Source organism: Parasedimentitalea nitratireducens (assembly GCF_057444295.1).
Genome location: NZ_JBYAXC010000002.1, coordinates 42,660 through 63,014 on the forward strand (window position 1 = coordinate 42,660; position 20,355 = coordinate 63,014).

Here is a 20,355-nt window from a genome sequence, read left to right on the forward strand (position 1 = left end):
TGTGCAACTAAAGCCTGATTCAGGCTTTAAAACGGGATCTCGTCGTCGTCGATGTTGTGGGATGGGCCACTTTGCTGGCCGCCGCCAAAGTTTCCGCCGCCGCCGTCTTGGGGGCCACTGTCATAGCCGCCGCCATAGTTGCCGCCGCCCCCGCTACCGCCGCCGAAGTTACCGCCACCTTGGCCGCCGCCTTCTCCACGTCCGTCAAGCATGGTCAGAGTAGAGCCAAAGCCCTGAAGGACTACTTCAGTGGAGTAACGATCTTGGCCAGACTGGTCTTGCCACTTACGTGTTTGTAGTTGACCTTCGATATAGACTTTTGAGCCTTTACGCAGATATTGCTCAGCGACGCGCACCAGGCCTTCGTTGAAGATTGCAACCGAATGCCATTCGGTTTTCTCTCGACGCTCTCCAGAGTTGCGGTCTTTCCAGTTTTCTGATGTGGCAATGCGCAAGTTACAAACTTTGCCGCCGTTCTGAAAACTACGCACCTCAGGGTCGCGACCCAGGTTGCCGATTAAAATGACTTTGTTTACTGAACCGGCCATAAGCGAGGTGTCCTTGTTTCGATTTGGTGTGTGATGCGAATCTTGCCGCACCTGTCGTGGGATACAGTATAGCCCTGGTGCCGGTGAGAAAAGCAGGCTTCTGTGGATGAACTATTTGGTTTGTTTGTGTAGAAGCGGTTGCGAGGGACTGGTGTCAGCAAGGATTTGCCACCTTGCTTTCATTTTATCGGGTTTTAGTTATATTGCGCACAACAACTGAAGGCGGGGCAGGGAAAAGTTATATGCGTAAGCTGATTGTCGGTATGGCAGTTGCTTCTTTGTCGGTGGGACATCAGGCAGCTGCGGATATATTTGGGTCAAAAGCCAAAAAGAACTTGTTTGCTGCCCATGCCAAAGTTTTGGATGGTCGCGCCGCCACCCAATACAATAATTCGGTGCGCCTTCAGCCTCCTAGCATTTACACGCCAAGCAAATGGGGGAGTCTGCCTTATAATGGTTCTTATCGTGGTGAGTACTTGGATATGGCTCGCTCAGCCGCGCGCCAGCACGGCGTCCCTGAGGATCTGTTTCTGAGATTGGTTCAGCAAGAAAGCAATTGGAACCCAAATGCTAAGTCCCACAAAGGCGCTTTGGGGTTGGCGCAACTCATGCCAGATACAGCGCGAGCGCTTGGGGTTGATCCGAGCAGGCCTCAGCAGAACTTGGAAGGTGGCGCGCGTTACCTGGCAACACAATACCAAAAATTTGGATCATGGAAGCTAGCTTTGGCCGCCTACAATGCCGGACCCGAAGCTGTTAAAAAACATGGTGGCATTCCTCCCTATCAAGAAACACAGAATTACGTAAAGAAAATCTGGGGCAGCTAAACGCCGCATTTAAGAAGTCCGGTTAACCGCCTGTTAAATTGGGTTAAGGTCCAGTTAACGCCCTCTGCGCGCCATCAATTTGCCTTAATATTTGTTAAATTTGCGTTAAGTTTTAGAGGGACGACCATGGTTGCCAAGAATTTTGATCAGCGTTTAGACCGTATGCAATGGCAACCTTCTGCCGTTCCGACACCTGAAATAGTAGACGGTATTCTTAACAGTCGTTCTGGCGTTGACCTGCAGGGTGCTGGTTTTTCGTTGCTTGGCGCAATTATCGGCATTTTGATCGGTTTTGGTCTTAAGGGGATGGTGACGCCTGACGCACTGTGGGGGCCGAGCAGTGGCTTGGCCGGCGCCGTCATTGGCACCTTGTCCTTGTTTGGGCTCGGAGTGGCGATCCCATTGGCCGGTTTTGGCGCCTATGTACACCAGCGCAAGCCTTGGCTGTTTTCTCTTTCAGGGATGAACCTTTTGATGATTGTCGCTGTATTGCTTAGCTGACCAGCGGCAACAAAGATCAATATCGCCATCCTGAGTGAATTAGTCAGAAATTGATCTTGAACAATGTTTGACTTAATGGTTTGCGAGATACCGGGCACAGTCCTGTGAACGGAGACCATTATGAAAATCCAATTTGGCTTAGCTTCAGTATTAACTACACTCGGCGCTGTATTGCCTGCGGTAGCGTTTGAAACAGCTGAAGACCTTGGCAAAGCGCTGTTTTTCGATGAAAATCTATCACTGAACCGTAACCAGTCCTGTGCGTCCTGCCATGATCCTGACACTGGTTTTGCGGACCCAAGACGCCACGCAGACGGCGCGTTTTCCTTAGGCGACGACGGAGTATCAATGGGTGATCGCAATGCGCCCACTGCGGCCTATGCCGCATTTACACCTGACTTTGGCAGAAACGATGATGGCAACTGGTTTGGTGGGATGTTCTGGGATGGGCGGGCAGCCGGTATGGCTGAACAGGCCGGGGGGCCACCTCTTAACCCTGTTGAAATGGCGATGCCATCCAAGCAGGCGGTTGTTGCACGGTTGAACGAAAACCAAGACTATGTTCAGGCCTTTGAGACCCTGTTTGGCGTGACGGTTTTTGACACTCCTGAAACGGCCTATGAGAGCATGACGCAGGCCATCGCAAGTTTTGAGCGGAGCAGTGTCTTTTCTCCGTTTGACAGCAAGTATGATCGCTTTTTGCGGGGCGAAACCGAGCTAAGCAATCAAGAGGAACTGGGGCGGCTTTTGTTCTTTTCGCAGCAGTTCACCAATTGCAATCAGTGCCATCAGCTAAAGACCAGCCAGATAGACCCAAAAGAAACCTTCAGCAGCTATGAATACCACAATATTGGCGTGCCAGAAAACTCGGCTGGTCGAGCCGAGAATGGCGTCGCTATTGGGACTGTTGATGCGGGGCTTTTGGACAACCCTCTGGTGACTGAACCGGCTCATAAGGGAAAGTTTAAAACGCCGACATTGCGCAATGTTGCTGTAACCGGGCCCTATATGCACAACGGCGTGTTCCAAGACCTGCGCACAGTTGTGCTGTTCTACAATCGGTACAACTCCACCGCTGACGCGCGCCAGATTAACCCGGAAACCGGGATGCCGTTTGGACCGCCGACAGTACCGCATAATTTGGCCGTGAAAGAGCTAACACATGGTCCGGCGCTCGACGATAAGCGAATTGATGCACTGGTAGCCTTTCTCAAAACGCTGACTGACCAACGGTATGAGCATCTTTTGACGGAGTAAGTTTACTCGGCGGCGACTTTGATCACGGGTTCCATGCGCGCCAGAATATCGTCGGCGAGATGGCATTTGACTTCATGCCCCATGCCAAGATTCCGAACGGGTGGAACCTCAGTATCGCATAAGCCTCCGGGCACTTCGCTCTTCCAGCGACATCTGGTTTGGAAAGGACAGCCAGATGGTGGATCCATGGCTGATGGAATGTCGCCATCCAACACAATGTGTTGTTTCTCAACTGAGGTGTCTGCAATCGGGACTGCCGACAAAAGGGCCTCGGTATAGGGATGGTAAGGAGGGGCAAAGACCTGGTCGGTATCTCCAATTTCTACAACATGGCCCAAATACATCACCATTACCCGGTCTGACAGATACCGTACAATTGACAGGTCATGACTGATGAACAGCAAGGTTGTCTTTTCGTTGCGCTGAATCTCCATCAGCAGATCCGTCACTGCAGCCTGAACAGAAACATCCAGTGCCGAGACCGGTTCGTCGGCCACAACGATCCGCGCACCCCCAGAAAAGGCACGGGCAATACCCACACGCTGTTTTTGACCACCAGAGAGCTGTCGCGGCATTCGGTCTGCAAATGCGCGGGGGAGCTTAACTAGGTCCAGAAGTTCCAGCATTCGCGCTTTGCGCTCTGCTTCTGAATCGCCAATGCCAAAGATTTCAAGCGCTCGAATGATCTGCCGCCCAACCGTCATAGATGGGTTTAATGTGTCAAATGGGTTCTGAAAAACCATCTGAACATCCGAGACGGTTGTTGTGTTGCGATCCTCAATTGGAGTTTGTTCGACGTTTTCACCATGGAGGAGAATTTCCCCTTCTGTCGCGGTTTCCAACCCCATCAGAACCTTGGCAAAAGTGGACTTGCCGCAACCCGATTCTCCAACAATTGCAAGAGTTTCGGACTCTCTTGCTTCGAAACTCAGGGTTTCATTGGCCTTCACCACTTTTGGGTCTCCGCCACCAAATAGGGCGTTGGCAGATACCTCATAGTACTTCTTGAGATTGTCGATCTTTAGAACGACCTCACCAATCTCAGCTTTCTCTTTTTGTTCAGCTGCGGCAATCGGCGCCGACCAATCGATCTCTTGGAATTTCAGACAGCGGCTGTGATGGCGGTCATTGCCGGGCACAGGCTGCATAACAATATCCTGGGCATCGCAGCGGTCCTCTTCGAAATAGTCACAGCGCGGGCCAAAGTTGCAGCCAGGAGGCCGCTCGTGTGGGAGCGGGAAGTTGCCCGGAATGGCGATCAGAGGGTGCGCATTTTTGTCTGCACCAGGGAGTGGGATTGAGCGAAATAGGGCCTGAGTATAAGGGTGTTGCATATCATCGAACACCTCTTCGATTGATCCACGTTCAACCGCTTCACCGGAATACATCACACAAAGACGGTCACAGGTCTCGAGGATCAGTCCCAGATTATGGCTGATGAACAGCATCGATGTGCCATATTTCTTACCTAGATCGCGGACCAATTCGACAACTGCAGCTTCTACAGTCACGTCCAGCGCTGTTGTGGGCTCATCCAGGATCAACAGCGATGGTTTGGACATCAGGGCCATGGCGATGACAATACGCTGTTGCTGCCCGCCCGATAGTTGGTGTGGGAAGGAGTTCAACATCCGTTCGGGATCTGGCAGGCGCACGTCTGTCACTACTTCCAATGCACGGGCATAGGCTTCCTCTTTGCCGACTCCCTCGTGGATCATCGGCACTTCCATCAGCTGTTTGCCAATTTTCATGGCAGGGTTCAGCGAGGCCATTGGTTCCTGATATATCATGGCAATCTCATTGCCACGTATGTCACGCAACTCGTCTCGGCTCATGTCAGCAAGATCACGGCCCTTGAATTTTATAGTGCCACCGACAATTCGCCCGTTTTTACCAAGATCTTGCATCACCCCCAGGGCGACCGTGGATTTCCCACAACCACTTTCGCCAACAAGCCCAACTGCTTCGCCCGGCATAACAGAAACTGAAAAATCCATTACGGCTGGGATTTCCCGCAACCGGGTGAAGAATGAAATCGACAGTTTATCGATCTCCAGGATCGGGCCGTCATGTGCTGACCTTTTGTTCATCTGTTTTCTCCCTGCCATTTTCTAGGATCTGGGATCCCTACATCTGGCTAAAAATATCCCGGGGTTCTGGGGGCAGGGCCCCCAGATGTCGGCCTTAATCTTTAAGGCTTTCTTCGCGCAGTCCGTCAGCCAATAGGTTCAGCCCCAACACGAGGCTCAACAACGCCAAGGCGGGCGGAAGGGCAGGGTGCAGGTAGATCGACAACAGCCTGCGCCCATCATTGATGGTGCTACCCCAATCCGGGCTTTCAGGTTCCAGGCCAAGGCCAAAGAACCCAAGTGTACCCAACAGGATGATCGTGTAGCCAATTCTCAGGCAGAAATCGACGATCAGAGGACCGCGTGCATTGGGAAGAATTTCCCACAGCATGATGTACCACGTCCCTTCGCCACGGGTTTGGGCGGCGGCAACATAGTCACGTGTCTTGATGTCCATTGTCAGCCCTCGAACGATACGAAACACCGTGGGTGAGTTGACAAAAACAACCGAAACAAACACCACCAACAAGCCCGGATCGATATCAAAGAAGTCGAGAACACGGGGGAGGCCAATGATCTTATAGTCCGGCGTGTTGATCAGGTAACCGGAGTCTGAAACCAGCTGCAGGTAGAGCCAAATGGCCAAGCCAAGCACCCCGATCAGTAGCGGGGTGCGGAGTTTTGGTCGTGTATAAAACCGTGAGTTCAACAAGACGGCCAGAAAGATGATCGGGAAGACAAACAGCACCATGGCCATATAGTTCGGAACGCCTGTGGCGACGATTTCCGGCGTAACCAGAAGGTAGAACAGCAAGATCACCGGGAAGGCCAGGATCAGGTTTGCCAGGAATGATAACCCGATATCCAGTTTTCCACCATAATATCCAGCGGGCAGCCCCAGAGTGATACCAACCATAAAGGCAAAGATCGCTGCCATGGGGGCAATCTTGATGACCTCCCATGCGCCTTTGACCAATCTCGAGAAAACATCCCGTGCTAAGTTATCACCACCAAGGAGATACCATTGGTAGACGCCTTCTTCGGGACTAGGGAGTGGGGTTCCCGGAACTTTGTTCTTCATTCCCGAAAGCTGGGTCAGTTCGTTATGCGTGACGATCATGTCCATGGCGCCATAGATGCCGGTGAATACCCAGAACATCACCAGGCCAAACCCGATCATCCCAATCGGGCTGTCGAACAATTTTCCATACAGCCCCAATCGCCGCTTAAAGGCGATCGACATGGCATAGACGAGTACAAGTGAGATCCAGACAGGTGACAGCTGCACCAGTATCCGGGTGATGATTTGAAACGTGCTGAGAGGGTCCATTGTCTTTCCTCCCTTATGAGATGCGAATGCGAGGGTTGAGGTAGACATAGCCGATGTCTGAGATCAGCTGTGTCAGCAGCACAACGACCACTGAAACCACCGAGACGGATAAAAGCAGCTCGATGTCGTTATTGCCAGCAGCCTGAACCAGAACCCAACCAAAACCTTTGTAGTTAAACAGGGTTTCGACGATCACCACGCCGTTCAGAAGCCAGGGGAACTGAAGCATGATGACTGTAAAAGGTGCAATCAGTGCGTTGCGAAGGGCGTGTTTCAAAACGATATTGGGAAAGCTCACACCTTTTAGACGGGCGGTTCGAATGTACTGAGCCGACATAACTTCCGTCATCGATGCGCGTGTCATACGGGCAATGTACCCCATACCGTAAAGAGCGATGGTCAAAACGGGTAAGAAGAAGTTCTCAAACGTTGCGTTCTCCATGGCCGAGGTTGCGGTTCCTTTGAACCATTTCAATCCAACTGCCGAGGACGCAAAGACCGCGATGAAAATCACACCGGATACGTATTCTGGTGTTGCCGTCGTTGTAATCGAGATCGTTGATAGTGTTCGGTCCAGTTTGGAGCCTTCGCGCATGCCTGCCAAAACGCCGATAAGCAGTGCCATGGGGATCATCAGAAGCATCACCCAAAGCATGAGTTTGCCAGTAAGCCCCAGTTTTTCAAGAACCTTGCCTGCAACGTCTGCTTCAAAGAATATCGAATACCCCCAGTCACCTTGCAGCAGGCCGCAACGTGATGGTGCCGCGGCTGGGTCTTGACCATGTGCGATACAACGGCCGGTGACCTTTCCGCTGTCATCGACATAGGTCCACCCCTTGGCAACGCCAAGCCACTCACCATATCGTTTCAAGATCGGTTGAGAGTAGCCGTTTTTGTCAAGCCAGCTTGTTACCTCGACTTCGGTCATCCGTGGATTGCCTTGAAACTTGGCAACTTTTTCAAGATTTGGCTGAAGGTTGGTGAGTATAAAGACAATGAATGTCAGCGCCAGTGCGGTCAAAACCATTACACCAAATCGCTGTAGAATAAACCGTCCCATCGCGGATCGTCCTTTAGGTGCCAGCCTGCGCAGTTAGCAGTTTTCTTGGTGCCGGTAAGGGTGGGAAGTTGGGCCGCCCCTTAAGGCGACCCAGTTGAAATTGTATCAGATCAGGATTCCCAGCCGATGTGCTGATACTTGATTTCAAATTGTGCGTGGACGTCAGCATTCACCAGACCCGGGCGTGAGTGATTGTAGACCGAGCGCCAATAGGGTTGGATGATCACACCTTGCTCTTGCATGATTTCTTCCAGACGCTTTGTCAGCACACGGCGTTGGTCGGCATCCGCGATGGAGCTTGCTTCGACCAGTGTGTCGTCAAACTCCTGGTTCGAGAAACCAGTTTCATTCCAAGGTACGCCAGTTTTATAGGCCAGTGTAAGGACCTGAACGCCAAACGGGCGTTGGTTCCAAGTGGTTGATGAAAATGGAAACTTTGCCCAATCGTTCCAGAAGGTAGAACCAGGAAGAACCTTTCGTTTCACTTTGAATCCTGCATCACGCAACTGCGCTGCAACAGCATCCGTGGTGTCCTTTTCGAACCCATCGTCAAGCGAGACGATCTCGTGCTCGTAGTCAGCCATGCCAGCTTCTGTCATCAGAGCCATCGCGCCAGCAGGGTCTACCTTGAAGGGGGGCAACTCTGCGTATTCGGGATGTATCGGGCTAACGTGGTGGTTTTCTGCAGGTTTTCCACGCCCGGCATATCCCAGTTCAAGAACCACGGCGTTGTCCACCGCCATCGCCAACGCCCGGCGCACACGTACGTCAGAATATGGTTTAGTACCGTCCACTTCGGTAGCTTGATTAGTTCGGGTAACGATGGTTGCCGCTGTTGATGCCTCAGAGCGGTTCATGCCGAGACTGTCCAGAATGTCGATGAAGTCACCAACAGATTCATAGGTCATGTCAACTTCTTCGGCTTCTACCGCAGACATGATCGTGGCTGGGTCAGTCCCGTAATCAATGAACTCAATACGGTCCAGATAGGCGCCATTGCCCTCGTTCCACCATGTGTGGTTCTCATTGCGAACCATCACGGCCTTTTCGCCAACATTGTAGACTTCTGGCAGGTAGGGGCCGGTTCCAACCGGGTTATCAATCGGGTTTCCACCGTTCAGTGATGGGTGTGTGATGGCAGCAGGGTAGTCTGCGATACCTGCAAGAATTGTGATATCCGGAACGGGCAGGTTCAAAACAACAGTGTGTTCGTCAGCGGCTACAATGCCACCTTCAATTGCCTTTTTGGTATCGGGATCAACAAGGGGCCCCATACGGGTGGCCATCGAGTTGCCTTCGACATTACCGTCACACCAAAGATTGAAGTTATGGACAACATCGTCAGCGGTAAATGGGTCGCCGTTGTTCCAGGTAACTCCCTTACGCAAGTTGATGGTGATGGTTTTGGCATCGTCGCTTGTTTCCCAGCTTTCAGCCAAAACAGGGGTGAACGATCCATCGTTGTTGTAGTGGATAAGGTGTTCTAACCAACCCCGGGTCATGTTGCCCATTTCGGACCATTGATAAAGACGGGGCTCTGCCATCCCGTGAACTTCCATCTGGATACGCAAAGTTCCACCCATCTTGGCGTGGCTCATCGCCTGTACTGGGGCATTCAGGCCAATCAATCCGTAGGCCGCAGCCGACGTTACCCCTAATGCAGTTGCGCGGGTCAGGAATTCACGGCGATCCAGCTTGCCTTCCAATACCTCTTTAGCGTGCATTTTTGCAGCCCAGTGAATTGGTGTGCTTTTGGTCGTGTTTTCAGCCATAAAATCTCTCCCTTTGGCACCAATGGGATGAAGTGCAAAGCAACTTACATCTTTTCGAAACCGAACGAACCCAAATTGGTGCTGTATGTGGTTTTGGTTTCCTCATATCTCTATTCCGCCCCAGTTAGAGCTGCAGGTCAATGCAGAGTTTCGACAGTTTTTGGCATTTCTGCGACATTTGGGTAAAGAAAGTGCACAATTACGACATCTCAATGGTCACATGTGTCCATTACTTAGGGTTAGCATGAAAATACATGGCGTCAATGAAATTAGCGGGTTTAGAGCTGGGCGAGCTTTCGCAAACCACTCGGAGATTGGCCGGTGTGTTGCGTGATGAAACGGGTGAAATAGGCTGCGCTGTTGAAATTTAGTTCGGACGAAATTTCACGTATAGGTAGATTGCTTTCGATCAGCAAACTGCGAGCAGCATGGAGTTGGCGTTCGGTCAAAAGGCTCGCGGCTGTCGTACCTGTTTGAGATTTAACAGCTCGATTCAAGTGGGTTGCCGTAACACCTAGGGCCGAGGCGTGATCCCGCATGGAAAAATTTTCACGGTGAAACTTAGAAATGCGCGCGCAGTATGCTTGTGTCAGTCGTTGAGCAGCACTGCGTCGAGGCTTGGGGTCGGATTTATCTGGGATCTGTCGCTGAAGCAAAACACCCACCAATTCGCCATAGGCCTGCATAGCACGTTGAAACAAATTGGACTGCAGGTCTTGTTCTTTTTGCATGGAATCTAACAACGAAGTCAGATTTGCCTGTTCAGTTGAATTTGGAACTCGAAAGTGGAATGGACGATGCGGCAAAGAAATTGCATTGGTGGACTTTACCAACATGATTTGACCTAGGCAGTTTCGCCCGAATTCAAAAGCCGTCAAACTTCCAGCTGGTATATAAAGAGCATTATGAGCTCCAAACCCACGGCGGCTGCCGTTCAATAAAGCGCGGCCTTGTCCTCTTGTAACCCAAACTAGCAAATGTTGATTGCGTTCGTGCGCCAATTCAGCCTGCCATGACCCTTTTCGCACCAGCCCAGTTAACGGGGCGACCCGAATGCTTTGCTCGAAGTTAAGGGAGTGAGACATATACTGAGTGTTTTCATGAGCCTAGTGTGTTTTTACAGTAGCACATGTATTTTGATCGCAATCAAGGTTTTAGTTTTTTGCTGTCATCCAGCAGGGCGATAAGATGTCCAGGACTTCATTTTGGATCGAAACCATGTACGCTGTCTTTTAGCAAATTGTCGGGTCGCAATCGAGGCCTGCTCGCGCGCTTCAACGATGGTAATTTCATCGTTCAGATAACTCGTTAGCTCAGGCACCCCAATTGCCCGACAGGAAGGCAGCGATGCATCGTAGCGCTCCTTCATGGCTTTGACTTCTTCCAACGCACCTTGCTCCAACATCAAATCAAACCTTTGGCGAATGCGTGCCTCGAGCCAGTCCTTTTCAACGTCGAATACAAGTGCGGCGCAGTCACGGATTGGCAGCAACGGAGGAGGGGTGTCTTTATGCCAAGCGGCAAGCTGTTTACCGGTGGCCTTCTGCACCTCCCAGGCGCGTTGAACGCGGGCACGGTTCTGCGTGTCTATGCGTGATTTAGTTTCGGTATCCAGTGTAGGCAGCATTTCCTTGAGTGAGAGCGCATCGCCCTCTGTACGGATTTCAACCGGCGTAGGAGGGATCTCTGCCATTCCAACGGTTAACGTAGAATAATAAAGCCCTGTGCCACCAACTATGATCGGCCGATCTTGGCCGCTGAGCAATGGCTCGACTTCGCGGAGCCAATGACCTGCCGAGTAGGGGGCGTTATAAGGCAAATGCCCATAAAGGAGATGCTGGGCTTGCTGTTCTTCCTCGTCAGACGGCCGCGCGGTTATTATCTTCCAGCAGTCGTACACCTGACTGGCGTCAGCATTTATGATCACGCCACCTTGCTGCTGTGCGATTTCCAGCGCTAGGGCGGACTTGCCCGAGGCAGTTGGACCTGCGATCAGTACAGGTTGTTCCGGGGAAATATTGGGCAGCTTCATGTGTTTAGTCCTGACCTTTTAGACAATCGGCGCGTTTCATCCATCTTACTGCACCGCAGTGCATTGAACATGGAGTCGAAATGCTTCATTTTGCCCACAAATTAACCCCGTCATATTCCGGAGCGCAACATGCCCCATTCCACCGATCAGTCGAGCGGTCAATCATCTGCAACCTACAAACGCGTAATGCTGAAAATTTCAGGTGAGGCGCTGATGGGTGACCAGGGGTTTGGTTTGCACCCACCCACCGTACAGAGAATCGCCAAAGAAATTAAAACGGTTCACGACATGGGTGTTGAGATTTGCATGGTGATAGGCGGCGGCAATATCTTCCGTGGTTTGTCTGGTTCTGCCCAAGGGATGGAGCGTACAACAGCTGACTACATGGGAATGCTGGCCACCGTGATGAATGCGCTTGGCATGCAAAGTGCACTCGAAGAGCTTGGTGTGTTCACCCGTGTAATCTCGGCAATTCCCATGGATCAGGTCTGCGAGCCATATATTCGCCGACGTGCAGTGCGACACCTTGAGAAAAAGCGCGTTTGCATTTTTGCGGCAGGCACAGGGAACCCCTATTTTACCACTGACACCGCAGCAACGTTGCGTGCCAATGAGATGTCTTGCGAGGCGATCTTTATGGGTAAGAACGGAGTTGACGGAGTGTATGACAAAGATCCCCAAGCCCATGACGACGCAGTGCGATATGACACAGTAAGTTATGATGATGTACTGGCTAAACGTCTCAGGGTCATGGATGCCGCAGCTATTGCTTTGGCACGAGACAACAATCTGCCACTGATCGTTTTCGGCTTGGACGAGCCCGGAGGTTTCCGTGGCGTCCTGGCAGGAGAGGGCACCTATACCCGAGTTCAGGGATAGGTCTCAGAACTTAAGTAAAAAATAGCTGAGCCGAACGAAGCGCGGCTCAGCTGATCAGTTCAATTTCGTATGTCTAGTCTGTGTAGCTAAAGGATTTAGACATCTGAGCGGTCACGGCATTATTGACCTCTTTTTGTGAACTGTCGTATTCAAGAATAAACCCTTGAATCAGCATTAGATCGCTTGAGAAAACGTACTTTTCATAGAAGGTTTCGTTCCCGCGATAGCCAGACAATACAAACCAACCTTTGCCCTTGGGCTTGTAGGGCTTCCAGTTCCAGTTTTTACTTGCCATCAGTTGGGGTGTGAAAAGTGATGTGGTTGTAAGCAACTAGATACCCAGAGCTCTAGTAGTAAACAGCTTAGTCAATTGTCTTTGTCCGAGATCATGTGTTTTGTTGGTGAGAGCGGCTTTATGTTTGGTCCCACATCGAATTGCGAGCAGAGTTTCACTTTACTCTCTGTAACACGGGGAACCAGGTTGGGTATCATCAGCAGACGGCGGGAACTAAACTCAGCTTGCAATGTCATGAAATAGCCTGTGAACATGTATTGCTTACTGCGATTCCAAGCCAAGATTGCTATACAATGCTCAACCAATAGCTTATGAGCCTGAAAAACAAACCTAAAGACGGGGAGAGGGCAGCATGTCTGACGATTTTATTCTCGATACCGACGACCTACAGCGCCGCATGGATGGCGCCATGGCCAATTTGAAAACTGAATTTGCAAGCCTGCGCACCGGACGTGCCTCTGGCTCAATGCTTGAGCCGGTCATGGTTGATGCCTACGGCACACAAACGCCAATCAACCAGGTTGGTACTGTCAACGTACCCGAGCCCCGTATGGTTACGATCAATGTGTGGGACAAGGGGCTGGTTGGCAAAGTTGAAAAAGCGATCCGGGAAAGTGGTCTGGGTATTAACCCGCAGCTGAACGGCACCATCATTATGTTGCCAATCCCCGAGTTGAACGAAGAGCGCCGTCGCGAGCTCACCAAAGTTGCAGGTCAGTATGCCGAACATGGTCGTGTGTCGATCCGCAATATTCGCCGTGATGGTATGGACCAGATCAAAAAGGCCAAAGCTGACGGAATGTCCGAGGACGACCAGAAATTCTGGGAGACCGAGGTGCAAGAGCTGACGGACAAGATGATCAAACTGGTTGATAGCAGCTTGGAGAACAAGCAAGAAGAAATCATGCAGGTCTGACGTCAAAGATGCCCAAGGACCCCGATTCCGCGACCAATGACGATTGTTCCACCAAACCGGGGGACAAAGGGCCGCGCCATATTGCTATCATCATGGATGGCAATGGTCGCTGGGCGCAGGCCCGAGGGCGTCCGCGTCTCTTTGGCCACCATGCAGGGGCTAAGCGCGTAAGGGAAGTGGTCGAAGCCTGCCCGGAGCTTGGTGTAAAGTACCTGACAATATTTGCGTTTTCGACAGAGAACTGGAAGCGAACTCAAGTCGAAGTTGCGGGACTGATGAGCCTGTTCCGTCGTTACATTTCCAAAGAGATGAAGGCACTTGCGACGCGAAACGTTAGGGTGCGGTTTATTGGCGACCGACTTCGATTGGATGCAAAGCTCGTCAAGCTGATGGATACCCTGGAGCTGGAAACAGAATGTAATGACGGCACTCATCTAACAATTGCCTTGAATTATGGCGGTCGTGACGAAGTGGCGCGGGCAACAAAGAGGCTGGCTTGTGATGTTGCCGCAGGAAAATTGGATCCTGATAAAGTTGATGAGGAAACCTTGCCTCGTTATCTCGACACCCATGTGTTACCCGACCCTGATCTTGTTATCCGCACCAGCGGCGAAGCCCGGATCTCGAACTTTCTTTTGTGGCAATCAGCATATGCTGAGTATGAGTTTATTGATACTCTATGGCCTGATTTTACGGGGGCTGAACTGGGGCGGTTGTGCGCGCGCTTTGGGCAACGTGATCGCCGATTCGGGGCAGTGAAAACATGAGTACAAAAGATCGTTGGGCCGACCTTGCGCCGCGTCTTGCTTCTGCTGTTGTGATGCTCGCAATTGGCGCCTTTTCTGTTTGGAAAGGCGGGGTTGTTTTCAATGTTCTCATCGCTGTGTGTTGTGGAGGGCTGATCTGGGAACTGGTCCGAATGCTTAGTCCCAATCAAAACGGCGTGGCGCTGCAGTTGGGCTTGCTGGGCGCTGCCGCAACCTTGGCGGCTGCTTCGTTACCGGCAATTTGGGTGCTGCCGATGTTGGTTGCCCCGGCTTTGGTTGGGGTATCGCAGTTACAACAGCGCCGCGTGTATTTTCTGGGTTTTGCCTTATGGGCACTGATTGCTGGATTTGGATTTGTCTGGTTGCGCAATGTGCTGGGTATGAACTGGATGCTATGGTTGATTGGCGTTGTGGTTGTCACCGATGTGGCAGGCTATTTTGCCGGTAAAATCATCGGTGGTCCAAAGTTCTGGCCACGGGTCAGCCCCAAGAAAACCTGGTCTGGTACATCAGCAGGTTGGATTGGTGCCGCTGTAGTTGGGCTATGGTTTGCTCAGACTGAACACTACGGAACGGGTATGGTTGTCTTGTCGGTACTGGTTGCTATGGCCAGTCAGGCCGGCGATGTCGCCGAAAGTGCTCTCAAACGTAAAATGGGTGTCAAAGACTCAAGTGCGCTTATTCCAGGGCACGGCGGGTTGTTCGACCGGTTTGACGGCATGCTTGGCGCAGCTGCCATGGTCCTAATTATCCTTTCCTTTTGGGGCCTGCCTAGCGGGACACTGTAATGCGTAGAATTTCGATACTTGGGGCGACCGGGTCAGTTGGACAAAACACCATTGACCTGATCCGGCGCGATGCCGACGCCTATGACGTTGTTGCGCTGACAGGCGGCGCAAATATTGCCCAACTGGCTGCTGACGCCAAATTACTGAACGCCGACATCGCCGTAACGGCCTATGAAGACCGGCTACCGGACCTTCGTGCAGCGCTGGCTGGCAGTTCTGTTAATGCCGCCGCCGGACAGCAGGCGTTGATCGAAGCCGCAGCGCGGCCCGTTGACTGGGTCATGTCTGCTATTGTCGGTGCTGCCGGGCTGGCTCCCGGGCTTGAAGCCCTAAAACAGGGCGCGACCCTTGCTCTTGCTAACAAAGAATCTTTGGTGTGCGCAGGTGCATTATTGCTGGAGACCGCGAAGCGACATAATGCCCGTATTCTGCCAGTGGACAGCGAGCATTCCGCAGTGTTCCAGGGGTTGGTAGGCGAAGATATCTCGGCAGTTGAACGGGTTGTGATCACTGCATCAGGCGGTGCATTTCGCGACTGGCCGCTTGAAAAGCTGAGCGAGGCCACTCTGGAACAGGCGTCTTCTCATCCCAATTGGGATATGGGGCAGCGGATCACAATCGACAGTGCCTCAATGTTCAATAAGGCCATGGAAGTCATTGAAACGCGGGAGTATTTTGGAGTTTTACCGGAACAAATCGAAGTTTTGGTACACCCCGAGTCAATGGTTCATGCTCTGGTTGGCTTTTGTGATGGGGCCCTGATGGCCCATCTGGGCGCTCCTGACATGCGTCACGCCATTGGTTACGCGCTTCACTGGCCTGAACGGCGCGATCTTCCAGTTGCCCGTCTGGATCTAACGGAAGTTGGTCAGTTGAACTTTACCAAGCCTGATCCCATTCGATACCCGGCTTTGGGCCTCGCATATCGGACCATGGAGCGTGGCGGCATGATGGGGGCGGTGTTTAACGCTGCCAAAGAACGATCTTTGGATCACTTTATTGCAGGTCGCATTGGCTTCTTAGATATGGCGCATATTGTAGAGCAGGTCCTTAGTGACTTTGATGGGCAACCCAGCCTCATTGATGCCGCAATGACTCTTGATAACGTGTCGCACATCGACCAGTTGGCACGGCAACGGGCCGATCAGGCTATGACAGAACAAACAGGATAGCATCTTGGACGTAGTTTCTCTTATCCCGCAGTTTAGCGGCTTTCTCCACACTATGGTTAGCTTTGTGGTGGCGTTGTCCATCATTGTAGCTGTGCATGAATATGGCCACTATATCGTTGGCCGGTGGTCCGGCATCCATGCCGAGGTTTTCTCTCTTGGTTTTGGCCCGGTTTTGTGGAGCAAGGTCGACAAGCACGGCACGCGCTGGCAAGTCGCATTGTTACCTTTTGGCGGCTTCGTCAAATTTTTGGGTGATGCCGACGCAGCCTCAGGTAAAGATGAGACCGCAATGGCCCAGGCCGAAAGTGACCCGGCTTTATTGAGACGCACCATGCACGGCGCACCTTTGTGGGCTCGGTCTGCTACTGTGGCCGCTGGCCCAATATTCAACTTTGTTTTGTCAGCGCTTATATTTGCTGCAGTGTTTATGTACCAAGGCGAAGCCCGTGATCCACTGACAGTTGGTGAACTGGTGCCGCTACCCGGTGTTATCAATGAACTGCAAGAAGGCGATGAAATCCAAGCCGTTGCGGGCCTAAATGCGCCAAGTTTCTCAGACACTTCAGGTTGGATTCGCTTTCGCGACCAAATACCGTCGCAGCAACCACTTAAATACACGATACGACGTGATGGCACTGATCTGGTGGTCGATGGGCCGAACTTCGGGCCGCCCCTAGTTTCGGGAGTGATGCCGCGTAGCGCAGCTTCGGACGCTGGATTGCTTGCAGGTGATGTGATTACTGCAATCGACGGTAAGGACATCGTAGCCTTTGAGGAGCTGAAAGAACGGGTCATAGAGGCAGATGGTAAAGTCTTGTTGCTCGAGGTTTGGCGCGACGGGAAAACCATCGAATTGGCTTTGGCTCCGCGCCGTGTGGATGTTCCTTTGCCGGACGGGGGATTTTCCGAAGAGTGGCGCATCGGAGTAGGCGGAGGGCTGGCTTTCCGTCTTGCTACGCAAAACATTTATCCGCTGGAAGCTGCACGGCTGGGAACCACCGAAGTCTGGACGGTTATTGAAAATTCGCTGTCGGGCTTGCAGCATATGATCGTGGGGAAGATTAGCACCTGTAATTTGTCAGGCCCAATTGGCATCGCCGAGGTCTCAAGCACGATGGCCAGCCAGGGACTGATAAGTTTCATCTGGTTTATCGCTGTTTTGTCGACCGCAGTCGGGATGCTGAACTTGTTTCCGATACCCATTCTCGATGGTGGCCACTTGGTGTTCTACGCTTATGAAGCCGTGTTCAGAAAGCCACCTAGTGACTTGGCAATGCGTCTTCTAATGACGCTGGGTCTTGGGGTGGTTCTGTCTTTGATGTTGTTCTCGTTAAGCCGAGACTTCATCTGCTGAGATTTTTATCTAAGTACGGCTGCCTGCTGGGGCAGCCGTCCCATTCTCGCCACAATCCCTTGTTAATGTTTTGGAAAGGTGCAGCGCACCTAGAGGCTCAATTTTGAGTTGCACAAAGCAAATGCAAGAGGTGACTATCCATGCAGACAATTCAACATTCATATCGTGGGTTGGGTCTATTGATGCGGCTGAATTGGGATCGAGCGCTTTCATCGGGGGCGATCTTTGTGGCTCTGATCGCCGGAGCTTGGATCAGCAGTCTGTGATTCCCTGACGGTCAACCAGTTTGTAGCGCGCAGGTTCATACCAGCGTGCTTTTTACTTGGTTTTGACAACCGGGCGTAAACCCGATACGCAGTTTCAAAGCTGCAAAATAATCGGGTTAATTGATATGCTCTGGGGGAAACGCGTGGGTAAATCCTGTGGTGGGTGCCATTCTCGCACCAATATATTGTATCGACAGACGTCGGCACTATCGCTTGCTATTGCAATTGGGTTTGTATTCAATCCAACATTTGCGGAAGCACAATCCTATCGGTTCAATACGGTTCAGGTTGAAGGCAATCAGCGCATTCAGACCTCGACAATTATTGCCTATACGGGAATCGAACGAGGCGAATCTGTAAGCGCAGGTCAATTGAACGATGCCTATCAGCGGATTCTTGACAGTGGTGTTTTTGAAACAGTCGAACTTGTCCCGCGCGGCAATACGCTGGTAATCAAAGTTACTGAATTTCCAACCGTCAATCGGATCAGTTTCGAAGGTAACCGACGTATCAAAGATGACGCACTGCTTGCAATTGTGGAATCTGCTCCACGGCGAGTCTTTAGCCCATCACTGGCAGAACGCGACGCATCCAACATTGCCGAAGCTTATAGCGCGCAGGGACGTCTTGCCTCAAGGGTCACACCTCGGGTTATCCGCCGTAGCGACAACCGTGTTGACTTAGTTTTTGAGATTGCTGAAGGCGACACAACCGAAGTTGAACGGGTTTCATTTGTCGGAAACCGTGTTTATTCGGATCGACGGCTACGTCGAGTCCTAGAGACCAAGCAGGCGGGCTTTCTTCGAACATTCATTCGTTCAGATACACTGGTTGAAGATCGCATCGAGTTTGACAAACAGGTGCTGCGTGATTTCTACCTTTCTCGCGGATATGTAGATTTTCGTGTGAACAGTGCGAATGCTGAGCTAACCAGCGAACGTGATGCTGTGTTCCTGATTCTTGACATAGTTGAAGGTCAGCAGTTCAATTTCGGGGAAATTACGGTCAACAGCGAAGTCAGTGAAGCCGATGCTGATGAGTTCTTCTCCGAGCTGAAAATTAAACCGGGAGTGACCTACTCTCCTATATTGGTTGAAAACTCGATTTCTCGACTTGAAACCTTGGCCATTCGCAAAGGAATTGATTTCTTGCGTGTGGAACCTCGGATCGTACGTAATGATCGCGACTTAACCCTTGATGTAGAGTTTGTACTTACCCGCGGTCCACGCGTGTTTGTCGAACGTATCGACATCGAAGGAAACACCACCACTCTTGATCGTGTTATTCGCCAGCAGTTTAAAACTGTCGAGGGGGATCCCTTTAATCCGCGTGAAATTCGCGAAAGCGCTGAACGTATTCGCGCTTTGGGTTTCTTTGCAAATGCCGACATCGATGTGCGTGAGGGAAGTTCCCCTAGTCAGGTTGTGGTCGATGTTGATGTTGAAGAGCAGCCCACAGGCTCGCTCAGTCTGGGTGGAGCCTATTCGATTGAAGACGGTTTTGGCTTAACGATTGGTCTCACCGAGAACAATTTTCTTGGACGTGGTCAACGTTTGTCGTTCAACATCTCCACTGCACAAGAGTCGGAAGAGTACACTTTAGGCTTTAGCGAACCACACTTGTTGGGGCGCGACCTTAGGTTCAGTTTTGATCTTGGTGTTTCGGAAACCGATTCCAGCTTCTCAGAATTCGATACGAAACGCGCCTTCATTGTTCCGTCTCTTTCTTTCAAAACCAGCGAAAATACCATTTTGCAGCTCCGTTACCAGTGGGATAGCGACGAAATGCTAACACGCGGTAACGACAGCGCCGGTGATCCTCTTGCCGGCCCTGTGGTTAGTAGCGAAATTGCACAGGGTAAACTGACTTCAAGTGCTCTAGGGTTCACATATACCTACGATAGTCGAATTACTGGTTTGGATCGCACCGCAGGCTTCCTGGTCGAGGTCGGAGCAGATTATGCCGGTCTCGGAGGCGACAATGAATTTGTTAAAACCAGGGCGAAAATCATCGCGCAAAGGCTCGTGTTCAACGAAGAAGTTACCTTAAGGGCAACGTTTGAAGCTGGTGCACTCAGCTGGATGGGCAACGACACAAGCCGTTCGATTGACCGCTATATTTTGACCCCCAGCATTATGCGCGGGTTTGAACCCGGTGGTATTGGGCCACGTGACACCGCTGCACGGGCAACTGCTGGCGCGGGTAACTATGATGATTTCCTAGGCGGAAATTATTATGCAGTGGCGCGTTTTGATGCTGAGTTTCCGCTTGGACTACCAGAAGAAATCGGCCTTCGCGGTGGAGTATTCTACGACATCGGCAACCTTTGGGATTTGTCTAACGTCAACACCACGGGTGGGAATATCGTCGGTGCCGACGGAGCGTTTCGTCAGGTCATCGGCTTCTCCTTGCTTTGGACCACAGGATTTGGACCATTGCGTTTCAACTTCTCTAAGGCTCTTAAAAAAGAAAGCTACGACAAGGAGCAGAGCTTTGACCTGACGCTTCAGGCGAGGTTCTAA

At 51.6% G+C, this 20,355-nt stretch carries 19 protein-coding genes; 11 read left to right on the forward strand and 8 right to left on the reverse strand.

The window, feature by feature from the left end:
• Positions 1 to 26: 26 nt before the first annotated feature.
• Positions 27 to 548, reverse strand: coding sequence for a single-stranded DNA-binding protein (locus AC2T28_RS05955; protein WP_486748060.1), 522 nt, complete (start codon positions 546 to 548; stop codon positions 27 to 29).
• Positions 549 to 790: 242 nt separating this feature from the next.
• Here AC2T28_RS05955 and AC2T28_RS05960 point away from each other — a divergent pair, with 242 nt between their 5' ends.
• From AC2T28_RS05960 to AC2T28_RS05970, 3 genes are all read left to right on the forward strand, one after another.
• The gene (locus AC2T28_RS05960; protein ID WP_486748061.1) at positions 791 to 1,375 is read left to right on the forward strand and encodes a lytic transglycosylase domain-containing protein; all 585 of its coding nucleotides are present in this window, start codon (positions 791 to 793) and stop codon (positions 1,373 to 1,375) included.
• Positions 1,376 to 1,501: 126 nt separating this feature from the next.
• A complete protein-coding gene (locus tag AC2T28_RS05965; RefSeq protein ID WP_486748062.1) occupies positions 1,502 to 1,876 on the forward strand; it encodes a hypothetical protein in 375 nt (124 codons plus the stop codon).
• A 120-nt stretch (positions 1,877 to 1,996) separates the two neighbouring features.
• A complete protein-coding gene (locus AC2T28_RS05970) occupies positions 1,997 to 3,133 on the forward strand; it encodes a cytochrome-c peroxidase (protein ID WP_486748063.1) in 1,137 nt (378 codons plus the stop codon).
• A gap of 2 nt (positions 3,134 to 3,135) precedes the next feature.
• Here the strand turns inward: AC2T28_RS05970 and AC2T28_RS05975 are convergent, their stop codons facing one another.
• The 6 genes from AC2T28_RS05975 to miaA form a co-directional block, all read right to left on the reverse strand.
• Positions 3,136 to 5,223, reverse strand: a complete 2,088-nt coding sequence (locus tag AC2T28_RS05975; protein ID WP_486748064.1) for a dipeptide ABC transporter ATP-binding protein — start codon at positions 5,221 to 5,223, stop codon at positions 3,136 to 3,138.
• A 94-nt stretch (positions 5,224 to 5,317) separates the two neighbouring features.
• Positions 5,318 to 6,532: an ABC transporter permease gene (locus AC2T28_RS05980; RefSeq protein ID WP_486748065.1), complete on the reverse strand. Its 1,215-nt coding sequence runs from the start codon at positions 6,530 to 6,532 to the stop codon at positions 5,318 to 5,320.
• Between the two features lie 13 nt (positions 6,533 to 6,545).
• Positions 6,546 to 7,592, reverse strand: coding sequence for an ABC transporter permease (locus tag AC2T28_RS05985; RefSeq protein ID WP_486748066.1), 1,047 nt, complete (start codon positions 7,590 to 7,592; stop codon positions 6,546 to 6,548).
• Between the two features lie 110 nt (positions 7,593 to 7,702).
• Positions 7,703 to 9,364, reverse strand: coding sequence for an ABC transporter substrate-binding protein (locus AC2T28_RS05990; RefSeq protein ID WP_486748067.1), 1,662 nt, complete (start codon positions 9,362 to 9,364; stop codon positions 7,703 to 7,705).
• A gap of 278 nt (positions 9,365 to 9,642) precedes the next feature.
• Positions 9,643 to 10,449 (reverse strand): AraC family transcriptional regulator, encoded by an 807-nt coding sequence (locus AC2T28_RS05995; protein ID WP_486748068.1) that lies wholly within the window; start codon positions 10,447 to 10,449, stop codon positions 9,643 to 9,645.
• Between the two features lie 83 nt (positions 10,450 to 10,532).
• Positions 10,533 to 11,396: a tRNA (adenosine(37)-N6)-dimethylallyltransferase MiaA gene (gene miaA / locus AC2T28_RS06000; RefSeq protein ID WP_486748069.1), complete on the reverse strand. Its 864-nt coding sequence runs from the start codon at positions 11,394 to 11,396 to the stop codon at positions 10,533 to 10,535.
• Positions 11,397 to 11,525: 129 nt separating this feature from the next.
• Here miaA and pyrH point away from each other — a divergent pair, with 129 nt between their 5' ends.
• Positions 11,526 to 12,275, forward strand: a complete 750-nt coding sequence (gene pyrH, locus AC2T28_RS06005; RefSeq protein WP_486748070.1) for a UMP kinase — start codon at positions 11,526 to 11,528, stop codon at positions 12,273 to 12,275.
• Between the two features lie 73 nt (positions 12,276 to 12,348).
• On the opposite strand, the gene AC2T28_RS06010 is transcribed toward pyrH, so the two are convergent.
• Positions 12,349 to 12,570 carry a hypothetical protein gene (locus AC2T28_RS06010; RefSeq protein ID WP_486748071.1) on the reverse strand — a complete coding sequence of 74 codons (222 nt, stop codon included), beginning with the start codon at positions 12,568 to 12,570 and terminating at the stop codon, positions 12,349 to 12,351.
• A gap of 352 nt (positions 12,571 to 12,922) precedes the next feature.
• Here AC2T28_RS06010 and frr point away from each other — a divergent pair, with 352 nt between their 5' ends.
• From frr to bamA, 7 genes are all read left to right on the forward strand, one after another.
• Entirely contained in the window at positions 12,923 to 13,486 is a 564-nt protein-coding gene (gene frr / locus AC2T28_RS06015) for a ribosome recycling factor (RefSeq protein WP_486748072.1), read from the forward strand.
• Between the two features lie 8 nt (positions 13,487 to 13,494).
• Positions 13,495 to 14,253: an undecaprenyl pyrophosphate synthase gene (gene uppS / locus AC2T28_RS06020; RefSeq protein ID WP_486748073.1), complete on the forward strand. Its 759-nt coding sequence runs from the start codon at positions 13,495 to 13,497 to the stop codon at positions 14,251 to 14,253.
• Entirely contained in the window at positions 14,250 to 15,041 is a 792-nt protein-coding gene (locus AC2T28_RS06025; protein WP_486748074.1) for a phosphatidate cytidylyltransferase, read from the forward strand. Before uppS ends, AC2T28_RS06025 begins: the two co-directional genes overlap by 4 nt.
• Complete coding sequence (dxr, locus tag AC2T28_RS06030) at positions 15,041 to 16,213, forward strand: 1-deoxy-D-xylulose-5-phosphate reductoisomerase (RefSeq protein WP_486748075.1); 1,173 nt, start codon at positions 15,041 to 15,043, stop codon at positions 16,211 to 16,213. Before AC2T28_RS06025 ends, dxr begins: the two co-directional genes overlap by 1 nt.
• A gap of 4 nt (positions 16,214 to 16,217) precedes the next feature.
• Entirely contained in the window at positions 16,218 to 17,567 is a 1,350-nt protein-coding gene (gene rseP / locus AC2T28_RS06035) for an RIP metalloprotease RseP (protein WP_486748076.1), read from the forward strand.
• Positions 17,568 to 17,707: 140 nt separating this feature from the next.
• Positions 17,708 to 17,833: a hypothetical protein gene (locus AC2T28_RS06040; protein WP_486748077.1), complete on the forward strand. Its 126-nt coding sequence runs from the start codon at positions 17,708 to 17,710 to the stop codon at positions 17,831 to 17,833.
• Positions 17,834 to 17,958: 125 nt separating this feature from the next.
• The gene (gene bamA / locus AC2T28_RS06045; RefSeq protein ID WP_486748078.1) at positions 17,959 to 20,355 is read left to right on the forward strand and encodes an outer membrane protein assembly factor BamA; all 2,397 of its coding nucleotides are present in this window, start codon (positions 17,959 to 17,961) and stop codon (positions 20,353 to 20,355) included.